This window comes from Clostridium sp. 1001275B_160808_H3 (assembly GCF_015550425.1).
Taxonomy (GTDB): Bacteria; Bacillota; Clostridia; order Clostridiales; family Clostridiaceae; genus Clostridium.
Genome location: NZ_JADNAT010000003.1, coordinates 36,679 through 53,035, shown reverse-complemented (window position 1 = coordinate 53,035; position 16,357 = coordinate 36,679). Strand labels below are relative to the sequence as shown.

The 16,357-nt window shown below is 25.8% G+C and carries 14 protein-coding genes and 1 riboswitch; of the genes, 3 read left to right on the top strand and 11 right to left on the bottom strand.

All coding sequences use genetic code 11. The features are described 5' to 3' along the window. Window positions 1-2: 2 nt before the first annotated feature. Window positions 3-1,415 carry a TldD/PmbA family protein gene (locus tag I2A75_RS03330; protein WP_195263057.1) on the bottom strand — a complete coding sequence of 471 codons (1,413 nt, stop codon included), beginning with the start codon at window positions 1,413-1,415 and terminating at the stop codon, window positions 3-5. 203 nt (window positions 1,416-1,618) lie between these two features. Here I2A75_RS03330 and I2A75_RS03325 point away from each other — a divergent pair, with 203 nt between their 5' ends. After that, entirely contained in the window at window positions 1,619-2,335 is a 717-nt protein-coding gene (locus tag I2A75_RS03325) for an HAD family hydrolase (protein ID WP_195263056.1), read from the top strand. Between the two features lie 57 nt (window positions 2,336-2,392). Here the strand turns inward: I2A75_RS03325 and metH are convergent, their stop codons facing one another. Continuing rightward, the gene (metH, locus tag I2A75_RS03320; protein WP_195263055.1) at window positions 2,393-6,043 is read right to left on the bottom strand and encodes a methionine synthase; all 3,651 of its coding nucleotides are present in this window, start codon (window positions 6,041-6,043) and stop codon (window positions 2,393-2,395) included. Between the two features lie 120 nt (window positions 6,044-6,163). Then, window positions 6,164-6,260, bottom strand: a riboswitch (SAM riboswitch). Window positions 6,261-6,564: 304 nt separating this feature from the next. Between metH and aspD the strand changes: the two genes are divergently transcribed. Beyond that, window positions 6,565-8,193 (top strand): aspartate 4-decarboxylase, encoded by a 1,629-nt coding sequence (aspD, locus tag I2A75_RS03315; RefSeq protein ID WP_195263054.1) that lies wholly within the window; start codon window positions 6,565-6,567, stop codon window positions 8,191-8,193. Between the two features lie 59 nt (window positions 8,194-8,252). Here the strand turns inward: aspD and I2A75_RS03310 are convergent, their stop codons facing one another. The 6 genes from I2A75_RS03310 to I2A75_RS03285 all read right to left on the bottom strand — a co-directional run bounded on the left by I2A75_RS03310 (window position 8,253) and on the right by I2A75_RS03285 (window position 13,315). Then, entirely contained in the window at window positions 8,253-8,582 is a 330-nt protein-coding gene (locus I2A75_RS03310) for a hypothetical protein (RefSeq protein WP_195263053.1), read from the bottom strand. Window positions 8,583-8,788: 206 nt separating this feature from the next. After that, entirely contained in the window at window positions 8,789-10,582 is a 1,794-nt protein-coding gene (locus I2A75_RS03305) for a WG repeat-containing protein (protein WP_195263052.1), read from the bottom strand. Between the two features lie 491 nt (window positions 10,583-11,073). Beyond that, the gene (locus I2A75_RS03300; RefSeq protein WP_195263051.1) at window positions 11,074-11,949 is read right to left on the bottom strand and encodes a PHP domain-containing protein; all 876 of its coding nucleotides are present in this window, start codon (window positions 11,947-11,949) and stop codon (window positions 11,074-11,076) included. Window positions 11,950-12,076: 127 nt separating this feature from the next. Next, on the bottom strand, window positions 12,077-12,355 hold the full coding sequence (locus tag I2A75_RS03295) for a YciI family protein (RefSeq protein ID WP_195263050.1): 279 nt from the start codon (window positions 12,353-12,355) through the stop codon (window positions 12,077-12,079). A gap of 21 nt (window positions 12,356-12,376) precedes the next feature. Continuing rightward, a complete protein-coding gene (locus I2A75_RS03290) occupies window positions 12,377-12,613 on the bottom strand; it encodes a hypothetical protein (protein ID WP_195263049.1) in 237 nt (78 codons plus the stop codon). A 183-nt stretch (window positions 12,614-12,796) separates the two neighbouring features. Beyond that, on the bottom strand, window positions 12,797-13,315 hold the full coding sequence (locus I2A75_RS03285; RefSeq protein ID WP_195263048.1) for an AAA family ATPase: 519 nt from the start codon (window positions 13,313-13,315) through the stop codon (window positions 12,797-12,799). 880 nt (window positions 13,316-14,195) lie between these two features. On the opposite strand from I2A75_RS03285, the gene I2A75_RS03280 reads away from it, so the two are divergent. Next, the gene (locus I2A75_RS03280; protein ID WP_195263047.1) at window positions 14,196-14,510 is read left to right on the top strand and encodes a hypothetical protein; all 315 of its coding nucleotides are present in this window, start codon (window positions 14,196-14,198) and stop codon (window positions 14,508-14,510) included. A gap of 310 nt (window positions 14,511-14,820) precedes the next feature. Here the strand turns inward: I2A75_RS03280 and I2A75_RS03275 are convergent, their stop codons facing one another. From I2A75_RS03275 to I2A75_RS03265, 3 genes are all read right to left on the bottom strand, one after another. Then, window positions 14,821-15,252, bottom strand: coding sequence for a GNAT family N-acetyltransferase (locus tag I2A75_RS03275; protein ID WP_195263046.1), 432 nt, complete (start codon window positions 15,250-15,252; stop codon window positions 14,821-14,823). Between the two features lie 24 nt (window positions 15,253-15,276). Continuing rightward, window positions 15,277-15,474, bottom strand: coding sequence for a DUF4177 domain-containing protein (locus I2A75_RS03270; RefSeq protein ID WP_195263045.1), 198 nt, complete (start codon window positions 15,472-15,474; stop codon window positions 15,277-15,279). Between the two features lie 346 nt (window positions 15,475-15,820). After that, window positions 15,821-16,264, bottom strand: a complete 444-nt coding sequence (locus I2A75_RS03265) for a hypothetical protein (protein WP_195263044.1) — start codon at window positions 16,262-16,264, stop codon at window positions 15,821-15,823. Between the last annotated feature and the right edge of the window lie 93 nt (window positions 16,265-16,357).

Here is a 16,357-nt window from a genome sequence, read left to right as displayed (position 1 = left end):
CTCTATCCCAATCTAGCCTTACATTTTATATAAGGCCCACCTGCTGAAACTTTAACAAATTCTTTATAACCTTTTCCACAATATCCTGTACCACTAGTTCCAAATTCACTTGATATCATTGAAATAGATTTTAACAAATCAGGAACATATCCTGTAATTATTATAGGTGAAAATATCTTTCCAGTTAATTTACCATCTTTTATTTCCCTTCCTATATTTGCAATACATTGAATTCCCCAATTTTTAGGATCTTCCATTCCACTTTCTGCAGAATCTATTAAAAATCCATATTTTACTGATTTTATCATTTCTTCTACAGTACTATTACCATATTCGATATAAGTATTTGTCATTCTAGTATAAGCTTTTCTATCAAAACTTTGCCTTCTTCCATTACCAGTAGTTTTTTCATTTAACGCTAAAGCTGTCAAGCTATCATTTATTCCAGTTTTTAATATCCCATTTTTAATTATTATAGTGTCACTTGCCATATTCCCTTCATCATCAAAGAAATAAGATCCTGTTTCTTCTATAGATGCTGCTCCATCATGCATAGTAACTATATCTGATGCAACATACTCTCCCATAAAGTCTTTGGACTTTGCCCTATCTTTTAAAAACATGTCCATTTCTACCCCATGTCCAAAAGCTTCATGAACTATTAATCCAGTGATATCTGGAGTACATATAACATCATATTCACCTGGCGTAATCTTTTTAGCAGATAGAAGTTTGACTGTTTCATCTACAAGTTCATTTGCAACGCCATTCATTTCATTTAATAATTCTCCACCCTTAGCACCTGAAAAAATTCTTGTTCCAATTTTATTTCCATTTTCATCAGCAGCTATACAAAGGCACATACCATTTCCCCACATTAAACTTTGCTCTAAGTCCTTCTTAGAAGATAAAAATATTTTATTAACGTTCATATATTCGTAAAAAGCTCGAAAATCTACTACATTATTATTTAATGATAATCCTTCATTTTTTATTTTTGATAATGATTCCAATATATTTTTATCACCAATATCTTTAGGATGAATTTTTATCTCTGTTCCTTTAGAGAATTTTATTTCATCTTCATCTATAATCTGATAACTATTAATATTATTGTTAGTAGAATTTTTTGAATTGTTTTTTATTTCTTCAATTATGCCATTAAAATTTTCTTTATTAATATAATTAAAAGCATACTCTGAATAATTTACACCGTTATAAACTTTTACAACAAATCCTCTTTCTATAAATGCCCCATCATTTATACTTACTGTATTTTTAGACACAATAAATCTTTTACCAAAAGAATCTGTAGCCAAAATGGATACATATTTAAAATCTTTTAGTAACTCTTCTAAAAGATTATTTAAAATAGGTTTTATTTCTTTCAAATATTTACTTATTTCTAATTTCATATTATAGCCTCCTTTTTTATTAAGTTTATCACTAATAAATACTACAGTCCACATTATGGTAAAAAATATTAGTATTAAATATAAATTAAATAAAAGTATTTTTGTTTAAAAATACAAATCTTCTATAATTATATATTAATTAGAGGATTTATTCCTTATAAAAGGAATTAGAGTATATATAACTTGATTATGGAGGATTGCACATGTTTAAAAACTATATATTTGATTTGTATGGAACATTAGTTGATATAAATACAAATGAAGATTCACAGCTACTTTGGGAAAAGTTAGCTCTATTTTATTCATATAAAGGAGCAAATTATTCTAGTAAAGAATTATATTATCAATATTCTCGATTAATACGTTCTAATTTAAAATTAAATACAAATACTAATTTTCCTGATTTTAATATAGAAGAAATATTTAAGGAACTATTTAATAAGAAAGCTATTTTTCCAAGTGATGATACAATTAGAGATACAGCACAAATATTTAGGGTACTATCAATAAATAAATTATCTCTTTATAATGGTGTTATTGAATTTTTAGAAGATCTAAAATCTAAAAATAAAAATATATATCTATTATCTAATGCTCAAAGAGTTTTTACTCTTTATGAAATGAAATTGCTCGATATTGATAAATATTTTGATGAAATATTATTTTCTTCAGATTATTGTGTTTGTAAACCAGATAAACTTTTTTATAATTCATTAATTGAAAAATATAATTTAAATCCAATTGAAAGTATAATGATTGGAAATGACTATATTTGTGATATACAAGGTGCAAAAGAAGTAAAATTAAACACCTTATATATTCATTCTAACTTATCTCCTGATTTAGTTGATGACGTTAATAGTAACTATTCAATTTTAGATGGAGATTTCAATAAAGTTAAACCCTTAATATTAAAATAAAAAAAGAGAACTTATAAAGAATGGTTAAACTTTATAAGCTCTCTTTTTTGTAAATAATTATATTAATATATTTGGAAGTCTATTTTTCAATTCTTCTAAGTCTGAATTATTTCTTTTTGCATAATCTTCTAATTGATTGTTATCTATTTTATAAACATCGAAATACTTAGCTACACTATTTGCAAAATATAATCCACAAACTGATGATGGAGGATCAATCATATTACTTTCCGTAACTTTTGCACCAGTTGATTCTTCTCCATTCAATAACTTAAATATCTTTCTTATTTCTTTGTGATCCTTCATTGATGGATAACCTACAGCTGGTCTTATTCCTCTATACTTTCCAGAAAGTAATTCTTCGTGATTTAACCTTTCTTCACTTGAATAACCCCAATAATATTTTCTAACATCCAAGTGTAATTTTTCTGCAAAAGCTTCTGCTAATCTATCACAAACAAAACTTAAAAGCATAGAACTATAATCATCTCCATTTTCTTTCAACTTCTTTGCATATTGTCTTGCCTCAGTTCCACTTGTAACTAAGAATGCACCAATATAATCATCAATTTCTAATTCTTTTGGAGCTATATAGTCACTTAAAGAAAGATTAATATTATTTTCATTTTTCTTTTGTTGTCTAAACATATTAAAAGTTTCTATTAAATTGTTATCTTTATCAAAAAGCATTATATCATCTTGGTAAGAGCTTGCTTTAAACAATCCAAATACACCTTTAAGCTTTACTATTTCGCTATTTTCTAAATCATTTAATAACTTATTTGCATCTAAATAAATTTTCTTTGCTTCTTTTCCATAATTATCATCTTCCAAAATTTTAGGGAATTTCATTTTCATTCCCCAGGCTGCAAAAAAGAAACTCCAATCTATAAAAGGTCTAACATCTTTTATAGTATAATTATAAATTTCTTTTACGCCTAAAAAATTAGGTTTTTTAATATGAGTATTTTTCCAATCTATTTTAAGTTTATTTTTCCTTGCTTCTTCTAGAGAAAGAAATTCAAGTTTCAGATTTTTATAATTTTCTCTTTGCACTCTATACTCTTCCTTAGTTTCCTTTATAAATTTATCCTTATCACTTGATATTAACTTCTTACAAATCTCAACAGTTTTAGATGCATCATATCCATAAATTACTGGTCCACTATAATTCGGATCTATTTTTAACGCTGTATGAATTTTAGAAGTAGTTGCACCTCCAATAATAAGTGGAATATTTAGGCTTCTTTTTTCCATTTCCTTTGCTACATTTATCATTTCATTTAAAGATGGAGTTATCAATCCACTTAAACCAATTATATCAACATTTTCCTTAATTGCTTTATCAATTATTTCTTCACACGGAACCATAACCCCTAAATCTATAACTTCAAAATTATTACAAGATAAAACAACCCCAACTATATTCTTTCCTATATCATGAACGTCACCTTTTACAGTAGCTATTAATATCTTTCCATTCATAGTAAACTTACCATCGTTTTTACTATTTATATATGGTGTTAAAAAAGAAACAGCTTTTTTCATGACTCTTGCAGATTTCACTACTTGTGGTAAAAACATTTTTCCACTTTCAAATAATGAACCTACCTTTTTCATTCCACCCATTAATGGCTCTTCTATTATCTGCAAAGGATTGTCATATAATTTTAATGCTTCTTTTAAATCTTCTTCTATATAATTAGTGATTCCTTTTACTATAGAATAATCTAATTTTCCCTTACAAGCTAAATTTCTCCAGTCATCTCTACTTTCTTCATCTTCTTTCGAATCGTTTTTATATAAAGATGCAGATTCTAAAAGTATTTCATTTGCATTTTTAGATTTATTTAAAACAACGTCTTCTACTAACTTAAGTAAATCTTTAGGGATATTATCGTATATTTGAATCATACTTGGATTTACAATCCCCATATCCATGCCATTTTTTATGGCATGATATAAGAAAACTGAATGCATAGCTTCTCTTATTTTATTATTACCTCTAAAAGAAAATGATAAATTACTAACTCCACCTGAAACCTTAGAATATGGTAAATTTTCTTTTATCCACTTAGTTGCATTTATAAAATCTAAAGCATAATTATTATGTTCTTCAATTCCTGTAGCTATTGCTAAAATATTTGGATCGAATATTATATCCTCTGGTGGAAATTTAACTTTATTCACTAAAAGATCATAAGCTCTTTTACATATACTTATCTTTTTTTCATAGCTATCTGCTTGGCCTTTTTCATCAAAAGCCATTACGACAACTGCTGCTCCAAAATCTTTAATAATCTTTGCTTTCTTTAAAAAGTCTTCTTCTCCATTTTTTAAAGAAATAGAATTTACTATATGTTTTCCTTGAATTACTTTAAGACCTTTTTCTATAACTTCCCATCTTGATGAATCAATCATTATAGGTTTAGCTGAAATATCTGGTTCTGAAGCTAAGAGTTTTAAAAAATACTCCATTTCTTTTTCACTATCTAAAAGTCCATCATCAAAATTTACATCTATTATTTGAGCACCATTTTCAACTTGTTCTTTAGCAATTTCAAGAGCTTCTTCATATTTCTTTTCCCTAATAAGTCGTGCAAACCTTAAAGATCCTGAAACATTTGTTCTTTCTCCAATATTAATAAAATTACTTTCTTTATTCACCTTGGTTATTTCTAATCCACTATATACACTTTCTATTTCAATTCCTTTTACAAGTCTTGGTTTATAGTTTTTAGCTATATTTGCAATTGCTTTTATATGTTCATAAGTAGTTCCACAGCATCCACCTACTATATTTAGATATCCTTCTTTTAGCATTTCTTCAATACACTTTGACGTTATTTTAGGTGACTCATCATAAAGTCCTAATTCATTAGGCAACCCTGCATTTGGATAAACTGATATAAATAACTCCTGAGTTTCTGATAATTCTTTTATAAAAGGATTTAAATCTTTCGCTCCAAAAGAGCAATTTAGTCCTATTGAAATGATATTTTCATTTTTCATAGAAGCAGCAAAAGCAGAAAGATTTTGTCCTGATAAAATCCTTCCTGATTTATCGGATATAGTTCCAGATATCATTATTGGAATAACTTTATTTTTTAATCTGAAAACATCATTAGCCGCCATAATAGCAGCTCTAGCATTTAAAGAATCAAAGATCGTTTCTATTAAAACTAAATCAATGCCACCATCAATTAATGCACCAATTTGTTCTTCATATGCCTCTTTTAACTGGTCAAAAGATATATTCCTATACCCAGGATCTTCAACGTCTGGAGATAATGATGCCATTCTATTTGTTGGCCCTATAGATCCTGCTACGTACCTTTTTTTGCCATCATTTTTTGAAAAATCATCACAAGCCTTTTTAGCAATCTCTGCACTTTTATAATTTAAATCGTAAACTAAATCTCCAAGCCCAAAATCAGCTTGAGATATTCTATTTGAATTTAATGTATTAGTTTCAATTATATCTGCACCTGCTTCTAAAAATCCTCTATGTATTTCATCAATTACTTCTGGCTTTGTTATACTTAACAAATCATTATTTCCTTTTTGATCTAGGTTGAAGTCTTTTAATAAATTCCCCCTATAATCAGATTCCTTCAACATAAATGATTGAATATTAGTTCCCATTGCCCCATCTATTACTAAAATTCTCTTTTCTAAGTCTTTAACTATTTCAAAATTTCTCTTCATTATATAGCCCCCTTATAATATCGATTAATAATATTTAAAACTAACATCAATATTTTTAGAAATAAAAAATCCCTTCTAAATAAGAAAGGATTATATAAAAATTATATATAAATTCTATTACTCTTATTTTTCAGAAAATCTGTAGGATTTAGCACCACACTAGAAAGTAGGTTGCTGGGTTTCAAAGGGCCAGTCCCTCCACCGCTCTTAATAAGATATTATTTTTATATAATTATATAATCTCTTTCATTTATTGTAAATATATTTCATTAAATAAAAAAATCTAAGTTTAGATTATATGATATTGAAATAAAGATTTAACATTTAATTAAATTATAATTTATTTATATAAATAGTATTTTGTAATTTATATAAAATGTTAAATGATTCGTGTTCTTATATTGAATTTTACTTGATTAATTATATAAATATTAATGTATTTTTAGTATTAATTATTTATAAGAATAATATTTAGATTCATAACAAAAAATAAGATAAATTTTTTAATTAAGGAGAAAACTATGGACAAAAATTTACAACGTGAAGAAATTGAAAAGATTTATGGTAAAATAAGTCCATTTGAATTTAAAAATAGGCTAATAGAACTAGCTAATGGAGAAGATGAAAAAACAGCTCGTATTCTTTTAGATGCTGGTCGGGGAAATCCAAATTGGACAGCATCTACTCCTAGAGAAGCCTTTTTTACATTTGGTCTTTTTGCTGTTAATGAAACTAAAAAAGATTTTTATAATGTTAATCTAGCTGGAATGCCTAAAAGAAATGGTATTTACCATAGATTCATAAAATTTGTAGATGAAAATAATACTTTGCCAGGAATAGAATTACTAAGAAAAATAATTGAATATGGAATAAATGAAAAAAAATTTAATGCCGATGATTACTTATATGAATTAGCAGATGCAATTATCGGAGATAACTATCCTGTTCCAGATAGAATGCTATTTCATATTGAACAAATAGTTCATGATTATTTAGTGCAAGAAATGTGTTACAACAAGCCTCCAAGTGGTAAATTTAATATTTTTGCGGTAGAAGGAGCTACTGCAGCAATGTGTTACATATTTGATACTTTAGGATCAAATATGCTTCTTAATCCCAAAGACAAAATAGCAATAATGGTACCTATATTTACTCCATATCTAGAAATACCAGTTTTGCCTAGATATGATTTAGAAATAGTTCCTATAAAGGCTACTGAAACTACCACGGATGGAACACATACTTGGCAATATCCTTTACATGAACTAGAAAAACTTAAAGATAATTCTATAAAGGCTTTATTTATAGTAAATCCAAGTAATCCACCATCTGTTTCATTAAGCAGTAAATGTAGAAAAAACCTTGTTTCTATTGTAAATGAGTATAATAAAGATATAATGATAATATCTGATGATGTTTATGGTACATTTGTTCCTGAATTTAGATCATTAATGGCTGATTTACCTTATAACACTATAGGGGTTTATTCATTTTCTAAATATTTCGGAGTTACAGGTTGGAGATTAGGAACTATAGCTATTCATGAAAAAAATATATATGATAAACTTCTTAAAGAATTGTCAGAAGATAAAAAGAAAATTTTAAATAGAAGATACGGTGATATGAATTTAAATCCAGAAACTATACCATTCATAGATAGAATAGTTGCAGATAGCAGACAGGTTGCCTTAAACCATACAGCTGGACTTTCTACACCTCAACAAGTGCAAATGGCATTTTTCTGTGCATTTGCATTATTAGATGATAAAAACATATATAAAAATCAAACTATAGAAATATGTCATAGACGTCAAAAACTACTATTTGATAGTCTCGGACTAAATTTAAGAAAAGATATATATGACGCAGCTTATTATACAGAATTTGATTTATTAGAATGGGCAAATTATAATTATGGTTCAAAGTTTGCAAATTATCTTGAGAGCAATTATAAGCCTGTTGAAGTGTTATATAGATTAGCTGAAGAATCATCTATTGTATTATTAAGTGGTTCTGGATTTCAAGGACCAGAATGGTCTATAAGAATTTCTTTGGCAAATTTGAAAGATGAAGATTATACCACTATAGGAAAAACACTTCGTATAATTCTTGATGAATTTGTAAGTAGATGGAAAGAAAGTGAAATATGAAACTGTGTAATAGAGATAAAAGATATTAAATTGTAGTACTACTATAAAATATAGTAGTACTACAAAACTAAAATAAGGATATTAGAAGATATTATTAAAACAGCAGTTTTTATTAAAATTTCTTTCACATTTTCTTGTGATTTCATTAATTCTTGACTGTATTGATTTTTTTGATGTCCTTGAAACATATTTATGTTTCTCTCATTATTTTGATTCATTGTATATGAACTTTTTAAATCAAGATTCATATTATTTAATCCTTCTTCTAGATTATCCCTATATTTATTATTATCTAATTGTTCATAATCGGTATATGAACAATTTTCATTATTCATACTCATTATTTTAAAATAATCCTCATAATTATAATCTGAATTATTATAGTTCATCTTAGTCTCCACTTTCTAAATATCTTTTGTTTATTTATATATAGTATATATTATTCTTTCTATTTGTTTTGTTTCTTTGTTTTTTTTGATTTGCTTTCATTTTTTTATTCTATTTATACTCATTTACGAGTATATTATTTAAGATTATATTTAACATTAAAAATAAAGCATATAAGAATACTTAAATTCTAATATGCTTCTTCTAATTATCCATAGAATGCTTTATAAAAATCACCTTGATTATCTAAATAAATTTGTATTTGTATAAGTGGTATTTTAAAAGTAATAACCCCAGCAGAATAAGGACCTATTTCATTTGGAAGATAATAAATATATAAATTATCTTTATCTAGGTAAAAGTCATGATTCTCCGATATTCCTTTAAATGAATCTGGAAAAACATATTCATAATTAGGGTCATTTTCTATAAAATTCTTAATTATATCATTTAACCTATTTATCCAGCTCGTATTACTTTTAAATAAATCCTTTAATTTATAAAATTTCCCCGTCAACAAATCAATAGCACAGGTTTTTCTTATTGGTGTTACATGAACTTCTCCTAATGGATAATAATATCCTAATAAATCTATGATTATTGAATTATCTCTGTAAAATAATATTTGAAAATTTCCGTAGTAATTGTATGATAATACCTGATCATTTATAATATTTCTCTCCTTACCTATCAATTCTCTTTTTGATGGTATGAAAAATGACATTTCCCTTAATCTTGAATTAACTTCTTTTTCTATATTATCATCATGCATCCCTTTCACTTGTGGAATATATATGAGATAATTTATATTTGGTTTATATTTATCAATTATTATAAAATATCTTTGATCTAAAGGAATCTCTTTATTCGGTTGATAAATTACTTTATTATTTTTATCTAAATAATACGGAAAATAATCTATATTAGCATATATAATTTCACCTTTAACTCTAAGTTGACCACTTCCATCAACTATAGGTAGATTTTTTATTATTTTCCCATACTCATCTAAAAAAAATGTTTTTTTATCATCAGATCCATATGATAATCCTTTAATGTAGCTATCAATCTCAAGATAATTAAATTTTGTTAAAAGAGTTCCTTTGGTATCTCCTATAGCATAAATACTTCTTGGAAATATCCTATTATCTCCTATCGGTAAACCTAATGCTACCTTACCTTCACCTAAATATTTTACATCACTATAGATATCTCCATAAATTTGCTTTCCTAATTTATCAATGACTCCATGTGTACAGCTTATATTATTACCTCTACTGACCACAGCTACTCCATCATTAAATTCTTGGGCATCACAATAAATTGGACTAATAACTATTTCTCCATCCCTGTTTATATATCCATATGGTCCACCTAATAATATTGAAAATACCATTAAGTCTTCCCCATATGATCCAACATATTCAAAATTATAAGTATTGCTAATATTCCCTTGTCTATCTATTAATGCATATTCTCTTTCTTTTATTTTTATTAAGCCAAAACCATCATTGAAATCACTTGCATTCATATATTTAACTTCTGTAATTTCTTTTGCATCTAAATCAATATATCCATATTTATAACTTTTCCCATTTCTTTTTGCAACAACCGCATGTCCATCATTGTAGTTTCCTATATAATCGTAAACTATATCTCTTAATTTATTTCCTTTTTCATCTAAAACCCCCATTTTAGATTTTTCAGTATAAATGGCCCTACCTTCTTTATACTGATTTATATTATCAAATTGAGGATTAACATAATAATTTCCCTTCATATCAATTATTCCAAACTTGCTATTTTCTTTAATTATTGCTAATCCAAGTTCATTAAAATCATATGCCCTTGTAAACTTAAATGGAATTGCTTCTTTACCTTCCTTATTTATATAGCCATATCTATCTCCATCCACAGTATTTTTAAGTGCAGGATATAATCCAAATTCTCTTTTTTTTGTATTTTTCTTCTTACTTTGTTTATTATTTTTCCCCCTACTCATATAACCCCTCTAAAATTTATTGATAATGTATATTATATTTGTATATTACCTATACGATACACTATTATGTATACTTATTATGAATAATTTATATTTTATAACCTACTGATTCTTTTACCTGATTTAAATTAGGAATGAATATTTGTTATCATAATTTAAAGGAATATGGGAATTTTTTAAATTATATGGAAATATGGAATAAAAAATTTAAACTACAGTTCTTTTTATAAATTTTTATTACAATAAATTAAAAGCCAGTAAATATGCTTATGATTAATTTACTGACTTTTATTTAATATACTTCTTATATTCATATATTATAATTTATATACTATTTAAAATCATTTAAGATTAGCTACCTTACTATTTTAATTAGCTTTAAATTTACCAATTTTAGTATTATCGATTTTTTAAATTCAATATTTGTTTCCATTAAATAAGTTAAAGAAGTAACTTTCATAAATTTTAAATGCGAAAAATATTAATATCACTTACTTAAATATTTTATCTATTGAAATATCTTTAGGCTCAAACTTAAATTTCCCAATTTCTATATTAGGTTTTGTCTTTCCATGAAAATCACTTCCACAAGTTATTATCATATCATTTTTTAAAGCCTTAATATAAAAATAATCGGTTTGCTCTTTTGTATGATAACTACTAAAAACCTCTATACCATCTATTCCTTCTTTTATCAATTCATCTATTATATCTAGATTTTCTTTTAAATTATTTCCTGGATGCGCAATTATTGCTTGACCACCATGCCTATGAATTAATTTAATTGCTTCTTTTAAAGTTATAAATTTTATTGGTACATAAGCTGGTTTTCCTTGTGAAAAATAGTCCCAATAAAAATTTACATAAGGCATATCACTTCTACTTCCACCTTCTAAATACGGCTTCATTATAGTAGAATTCCTATTTTCCTTATCTTCTAATAGTATTTCAGCTATTAACTCACCTGTAACAACTCCATTTGTCGATCTTTTAAGAACTTCCTCTTCGTGTATATTTAAACCTGTGTGTTCCTTTATTAACCCTATCTTTTCTTTTGAAGCACTTCTTTCTTGATTTAAAATATCTTCTTCAATATTATAGAAATCCTTTTCTTTATAATCTATATTGTATCCAAGTAAATGTAAGTTTATACCATTAAAGGTGCAGTCTATTTCTATTCCTGGTATAACTTTTATCTCCTTATCCTTTGTATAATTTAAAGCTCTTTCTATTGCCTTTACTGAATTATGATCACTTATAGAAATTATTTCAACATTATTTTTTACTGCTTTATCGATAATTTCTTCTGGAGTATACTCTCCATCATCACTAAAGCATGAATGCATATGCAAGTCTATATTACTCATATCAATCTCCCCATAACTAGTTATTATTTTAAATGTCTTAATTTATATTATACAATGATTTCATAATATTTAATTTTCAAATATAGATATTTTTTATAAATAAGCTTATAAATTTTAATCACTATTTTCAGATAAAATAAATAAATTCCCATTCATATAAATCAAAAGTAAAAAACTTTCCTTTTATTATTGGATCCTCTTCTGCAATATTTCTTGCATCATTTATATCTTTTGCTTCAAATAAAATCATGCCTCCATTAGTATTATTAAATCCTCCACCTAAAAAATACCTCTCCTTAGAAATTTTATTTAGATAGTCTACATGTTTTGTGAAATCAGTCGACGTATATTCTAAATCTTTATTCTTATGATCTATTCTAACAAATAATTTATCTCCCTTTTTCATAAATTCATCCTAAAGACTTTATTATTCTTCTATTTTATGAGTAGTAATTCCTATAAAATCTCTCCCCTTTGGTCCAATTGTACCGTCTACATCCATATCCATTGGAATTACTTTTCTTGATCCATCATTATATTCTACTAATGCAAAACATACTATTGGCAAAGTAAAATAGCCATTTTCTTCATTAGAATATTCAGAATAAATATCTTTTGAATTCGATATTATTTGAATTATTTCATAATCCCCCATTTTTTTCATCCTTTCTCCACTTTACTAATACTATCTAAAATTTCAGTTTTAGATTTCTACATAACTATCCCAAAAGCCTTCATGATTTTCTATAGTTCTTACTGATAACTCTATTACTCCTTAATTAAATACTAGATTTTATATTTGTATAAAACCTAATATAACTTTCGGTAATACCTTAATAAATAAAATTTATTTTTTAATATGATTAATTATATTATTTGTTATCAATTCAACTACTTCTAATATAGAGAGATCAGTTGTATCAATTTCTTTTGTATCCATATTTTTATATAAGTCTAGATATTCGATACTCCTATTTATAGATTCTTCAGTTCTTAAGTTAAGCTTTACATCTCTTAATACTCTATTCCTCAATGTATCTTTAGAGCATGTAAGAGTTAGCTTAATAACTTCAAAATCTAAGTCCTTTAAAGGTTCTAAAATATTGTTATAAATTTCTTCTCTATGTATAACCCATGTAAAAATAACATATTCTATTGTTGAATTCCTAATAAATCCTCTAAGCAAATATGTTATATTATCTATTACCATTTTTTTATTTTCTTCATTAACAACAAAAGGATTCATCATCCAACACCAGTCTCCATCAAGCAATACGGAATTTTGAAGACTTTTATTTAACTCCTTACAGGTTGTAGTTTTACCTACTCCCATAGCTCCATTAACTATAATTAATTTTTTATTCATTTTAATCTCCTCTTGAATTTTATTATTTCATCTCCAAATTCCATTGAAATTTTATCATTGTAAAGTATAATTTATTAGATAATTTTTTGTGATATTAATCTATTAATACTTTATATTAATTCTAATTTAAAAGTTGATCTTCCCCTAACAGATTGTTTTATCAAATGATTCTCCAATGTCATAAAGCTATACTGGATGGTTGTAATCACCCATACTTTTTCATATCATAAATTATCTAATTTACCTTTTGCTTCTGGTAAGGTTTTCCGATCACAGTAAGCTAATTACTATTTTATCTATAATTAAATATTTTCATATTCACCATAATTTTCATTATTGTCCCTAGAATTTAATAAAAAGCATTAAATTTGCTACAGTTAGTGCCATCTTTTAATTGGAAAACCTTATATTTTCACAATAATTAGCTTACTTTACTGTAACTTCTAATTAAAATTTTACTCTATACCTAGTAACACTTATGTGACGCTTGGAATATATTAAATTATATACTATAGAGAGGTGAATAATATGCCATTTTGTGGATTTAATAGATGCTGCTGTAGATGTCGTAGATGTCGTAGATTCAATAGATGTTGTGGATTCAATAACTTCTTTGGAAATTGTGGAGGTTTTTGGTTCTAATAATACTATGAATTAATTTCCTGTAAATCTTAATAATAAACTAATATTAAATGGTGGATTATTATATGGTCCACCTCTCTATAAAATATAGTATAAATTATTCATTTCCTTACAAAGCCCCATTAACATACCAAGCTTAAATAAATTATATATCTTACTTAATTTCTTATTTAACTTTGCACACCTTTGAATATTTATTTCATATTTGATTAAAATAAATATGAAAGGTGGTTAGGCTATGAAAAAATCAATACTTTTATTTATAATTTCATTATCTTTGTTTTTTAGTACTTTTACACAACATACTTATGCTATAAATTTATTTGAAGAAGGTGTTTACCAAGCTTCTGACTTAAATTTTTCTTCTGAAAATAAATATATAGTGCAAAACATATCTGAAACCAATAGTGTTTATTTACAGGTGTTTGATGAAAATCAAATTATTGTCCAATCCATTCGTCTTACTCCTAAATCCGATAAATTTAACTTAACAGCCTTACTTCCAGGTTATAGAATTGTTATAGTTGGTAAGGGTAATGTTTTCATTTCTTAAAGGGCACTAAAGGTGTCTTTTAAGTCTTGTTATAGAACTACTACACTCATTCTTTTTTCTTAATTCTAATTTGATCTTACTATTAAGAATGTACAAAAATCAAAGTGGAAATTATAATAACTGTAGAACCTATTATCATTAAATTTTAATAAGGAAAATAGTATGATAAACCCACTTACAATACAAACAGTTATATAAATTGCTTTTTAAAAACTTTTCATTTTACCTGCAGCCTATATTTTTTCTATAATTATTCCTTTTAATCTTAAAATTTACTTAACTTTATTTATAGAATTGTATGAATATAAATCTAACTAAATAATTTAATAAAATTCTTCTGTTCTTTTCTGTAAATATAACCATTTCTCTCATAAAATCTATGTGCATTTTCTCTATCAATTCCCGATACTAGCCTTATTCCAGAATATTTATTTTTTCTTGCTACTTCTTCTAATTTATCTATTAAGGCTTTTCCTACACCATTTTTTCTATAAGATTCTCTAACTACAAATCCTAAAATATTTATTAAAGAATCAGAATATAGTAACTCATATTCACTACCATGTATATATCCAATTATATTATTATCTATATAAGCTACTAAAATAATATCTTTTTTGTTTTCTATTATATAATTAATTTTTTCTCTAACTCTTTCTTCTGGATATAAATAACCTAATTCTTTATTTAGCAAATATATATCCCTATAATCAGATATAGAAATGGTTCTAATATTTATCATATATACCAGCCCTTCAAATAATTTTTATAGTGATTCATCTATTTCCTTTTCAAATACTAAATCAAATCTCTTTATTCCTCCATTATTACTATAAAATTCTGAAGGTATTGCCGTAACAAACCTCCATCCTTCTTTACTATACTTATCTATGATTTCCCTATGATTTGCATCACCCCTAAACAATCCATGTGTTTGAGCCTCTTTATACATATACTTGTACATATGCTATCCTCCGATTAAATTTAAGTAATATTTATATAAACATTATATAATATTTAGGATTAAATGTAATTATAATACATATAATAATTGGAATTTTATTTATTCTATTAAATACCTTAATAAATTTAGGTATTTACTCCTCTTAATAAAAATCTTTAAAATATATTATTATACCAAAATACTAAAAAGCCTAACACAGTTCTATGTTAGGCCAAAAGGCTTATATTTAATATTCTGAAATCTTAGAAACACCTATATCATATATAATATTTCTTTATAATAATTTATTAATCTTGTAAGTGTAAATATACAAAATAGCTCATTACTATAATAAATTGCTTATTCTCTAACCCCTAGTCATGTATTTTTGAAATAATTTATCTGCTATTTCTGGATTAGATTCTTTTAAGTCATTTAAATATACAAGAGCACTTCCTTTATATTCTTTTTCTTCGCCAAATAAAATAACTTCATAGCAGCTTCTTAAAATATTTACAACACAATTGTCAAAATGATTTTCCTTACAACTTTTACAAGTTCTTAGAATGTCTGCAACTCCATCCATTATATATTCTTTGTCATATATTCTTGTATCCATAATCGGAATGTTCTTACATCCATCGATTACATATGTAACTTTATTAATCATACAATTTTTAATACATTCCGTTCCATATCCAACTAAACAGGTTTCTCTCTCGCACCCTCCACAAACATTCTCAGAAAGACAACAAGGACTAAGCTTGTCTACCAATCTGCTAAAATTCACATCTTTAAATGCAACTCCCATCTTTTCATCCTCCATTTATAAAAAATTTTATAAGGATATCTCGTCCTCTATATTTGTCTTTAGTGTATTTCATATGAATATTAATAAATGCAT

Coding starts and splice junctions, on each gene's coding strand:
- I2A75_RS03330 (WP_195263057.1), bottom strand. CDS start 1,415: ATGAAATTAGAAATAAGTAAATATTTGAAAGAAATAAAACCTATTTTA.
- I2A75_RS03325 (WP_195263056.1), top strand. CDS start 1,619: ATGTTTAAAAACTATATATTTGATTTGTATGGAACATTAGTTGATATA.
- metH (WP_195263055.1), bottom strand. CDS start 6,043: ATGAAGAGAAATTTTGAAATAGTTAAAGACTTAGAAAAGAGAATTTTA.
- aspD (WP_195263054.1), top strand. CDS start 6,565: ATGGACAAAAATTTACAACGTGAAGAAATTGAAAAGATTTATGGTAAA.
- I2A75_RS03310 (WP_195263053.1), bottom strand. CDS start 8,582: ATGAACTATAATAATTCAGATTATAATTATGAGGATTATTTTAAAATA.
- I2A75_RS03305 (WP_195263052.1), bottom strand. CDS start 10,582: ATGAGTAGGGGGAAAAATAATAAACAAAGTAAGAAGAAAAATACAAAA.
- I2A75_RS03300 (WP_195263051.1), bottom strand. CDS start 11,949: ATGAGTAATATAGACTTGCATATGCATTCATGCTTTAGTGATGATGGA.
- I2A75_RS03295 (WP_195263050.1), bottom strand. CDS start 12,355: ATGAAAAAGGGAGATAAATTATTTGTTAGAATAGATCATAAGAATAAA.
- I2A75_RS03290 (WP_195263049.1), bottom strand. CDS start 12,613: ATGAAAAAAATGGGGGATTATGAAATAATTCAAATAATATCGAATTCA.
- I2A75_RS03285 (WP_195263048.1), bottom strand. CDS start 13,315: ATGAATAAAAAATTAATTATAGTTAATGGAGCTATGGGAGTAGGTAAA.
- I2A75_RS03280 (WP_195263047.1), top strand. CDS start 14,196: ATGAAAAAATCAATACTTTTATTTATAATTTCATTATCTTTGTTTTTT.
- I2A75_RS03275 (WP_195263046.1), bottom strand. CDS start 15,252: ATGATAAATATTAGAACCATTTCTATATCTGATTATAGGGATATATAT.
- I2A75_RS03270 (WP_195263045.1), bottom strand. CDS start 15,474: ATGTACAAGTATATGTATAAAGAGGCTCAAACACATGGATTGTTTAGG.
- I2A75_RS03265 (WP_195263044.1), bottom strand. CDS start 16,264: ATGGGAGTTGCATTTAAAGATGTGAATTTTAGCAGATTGGTAGACAAG.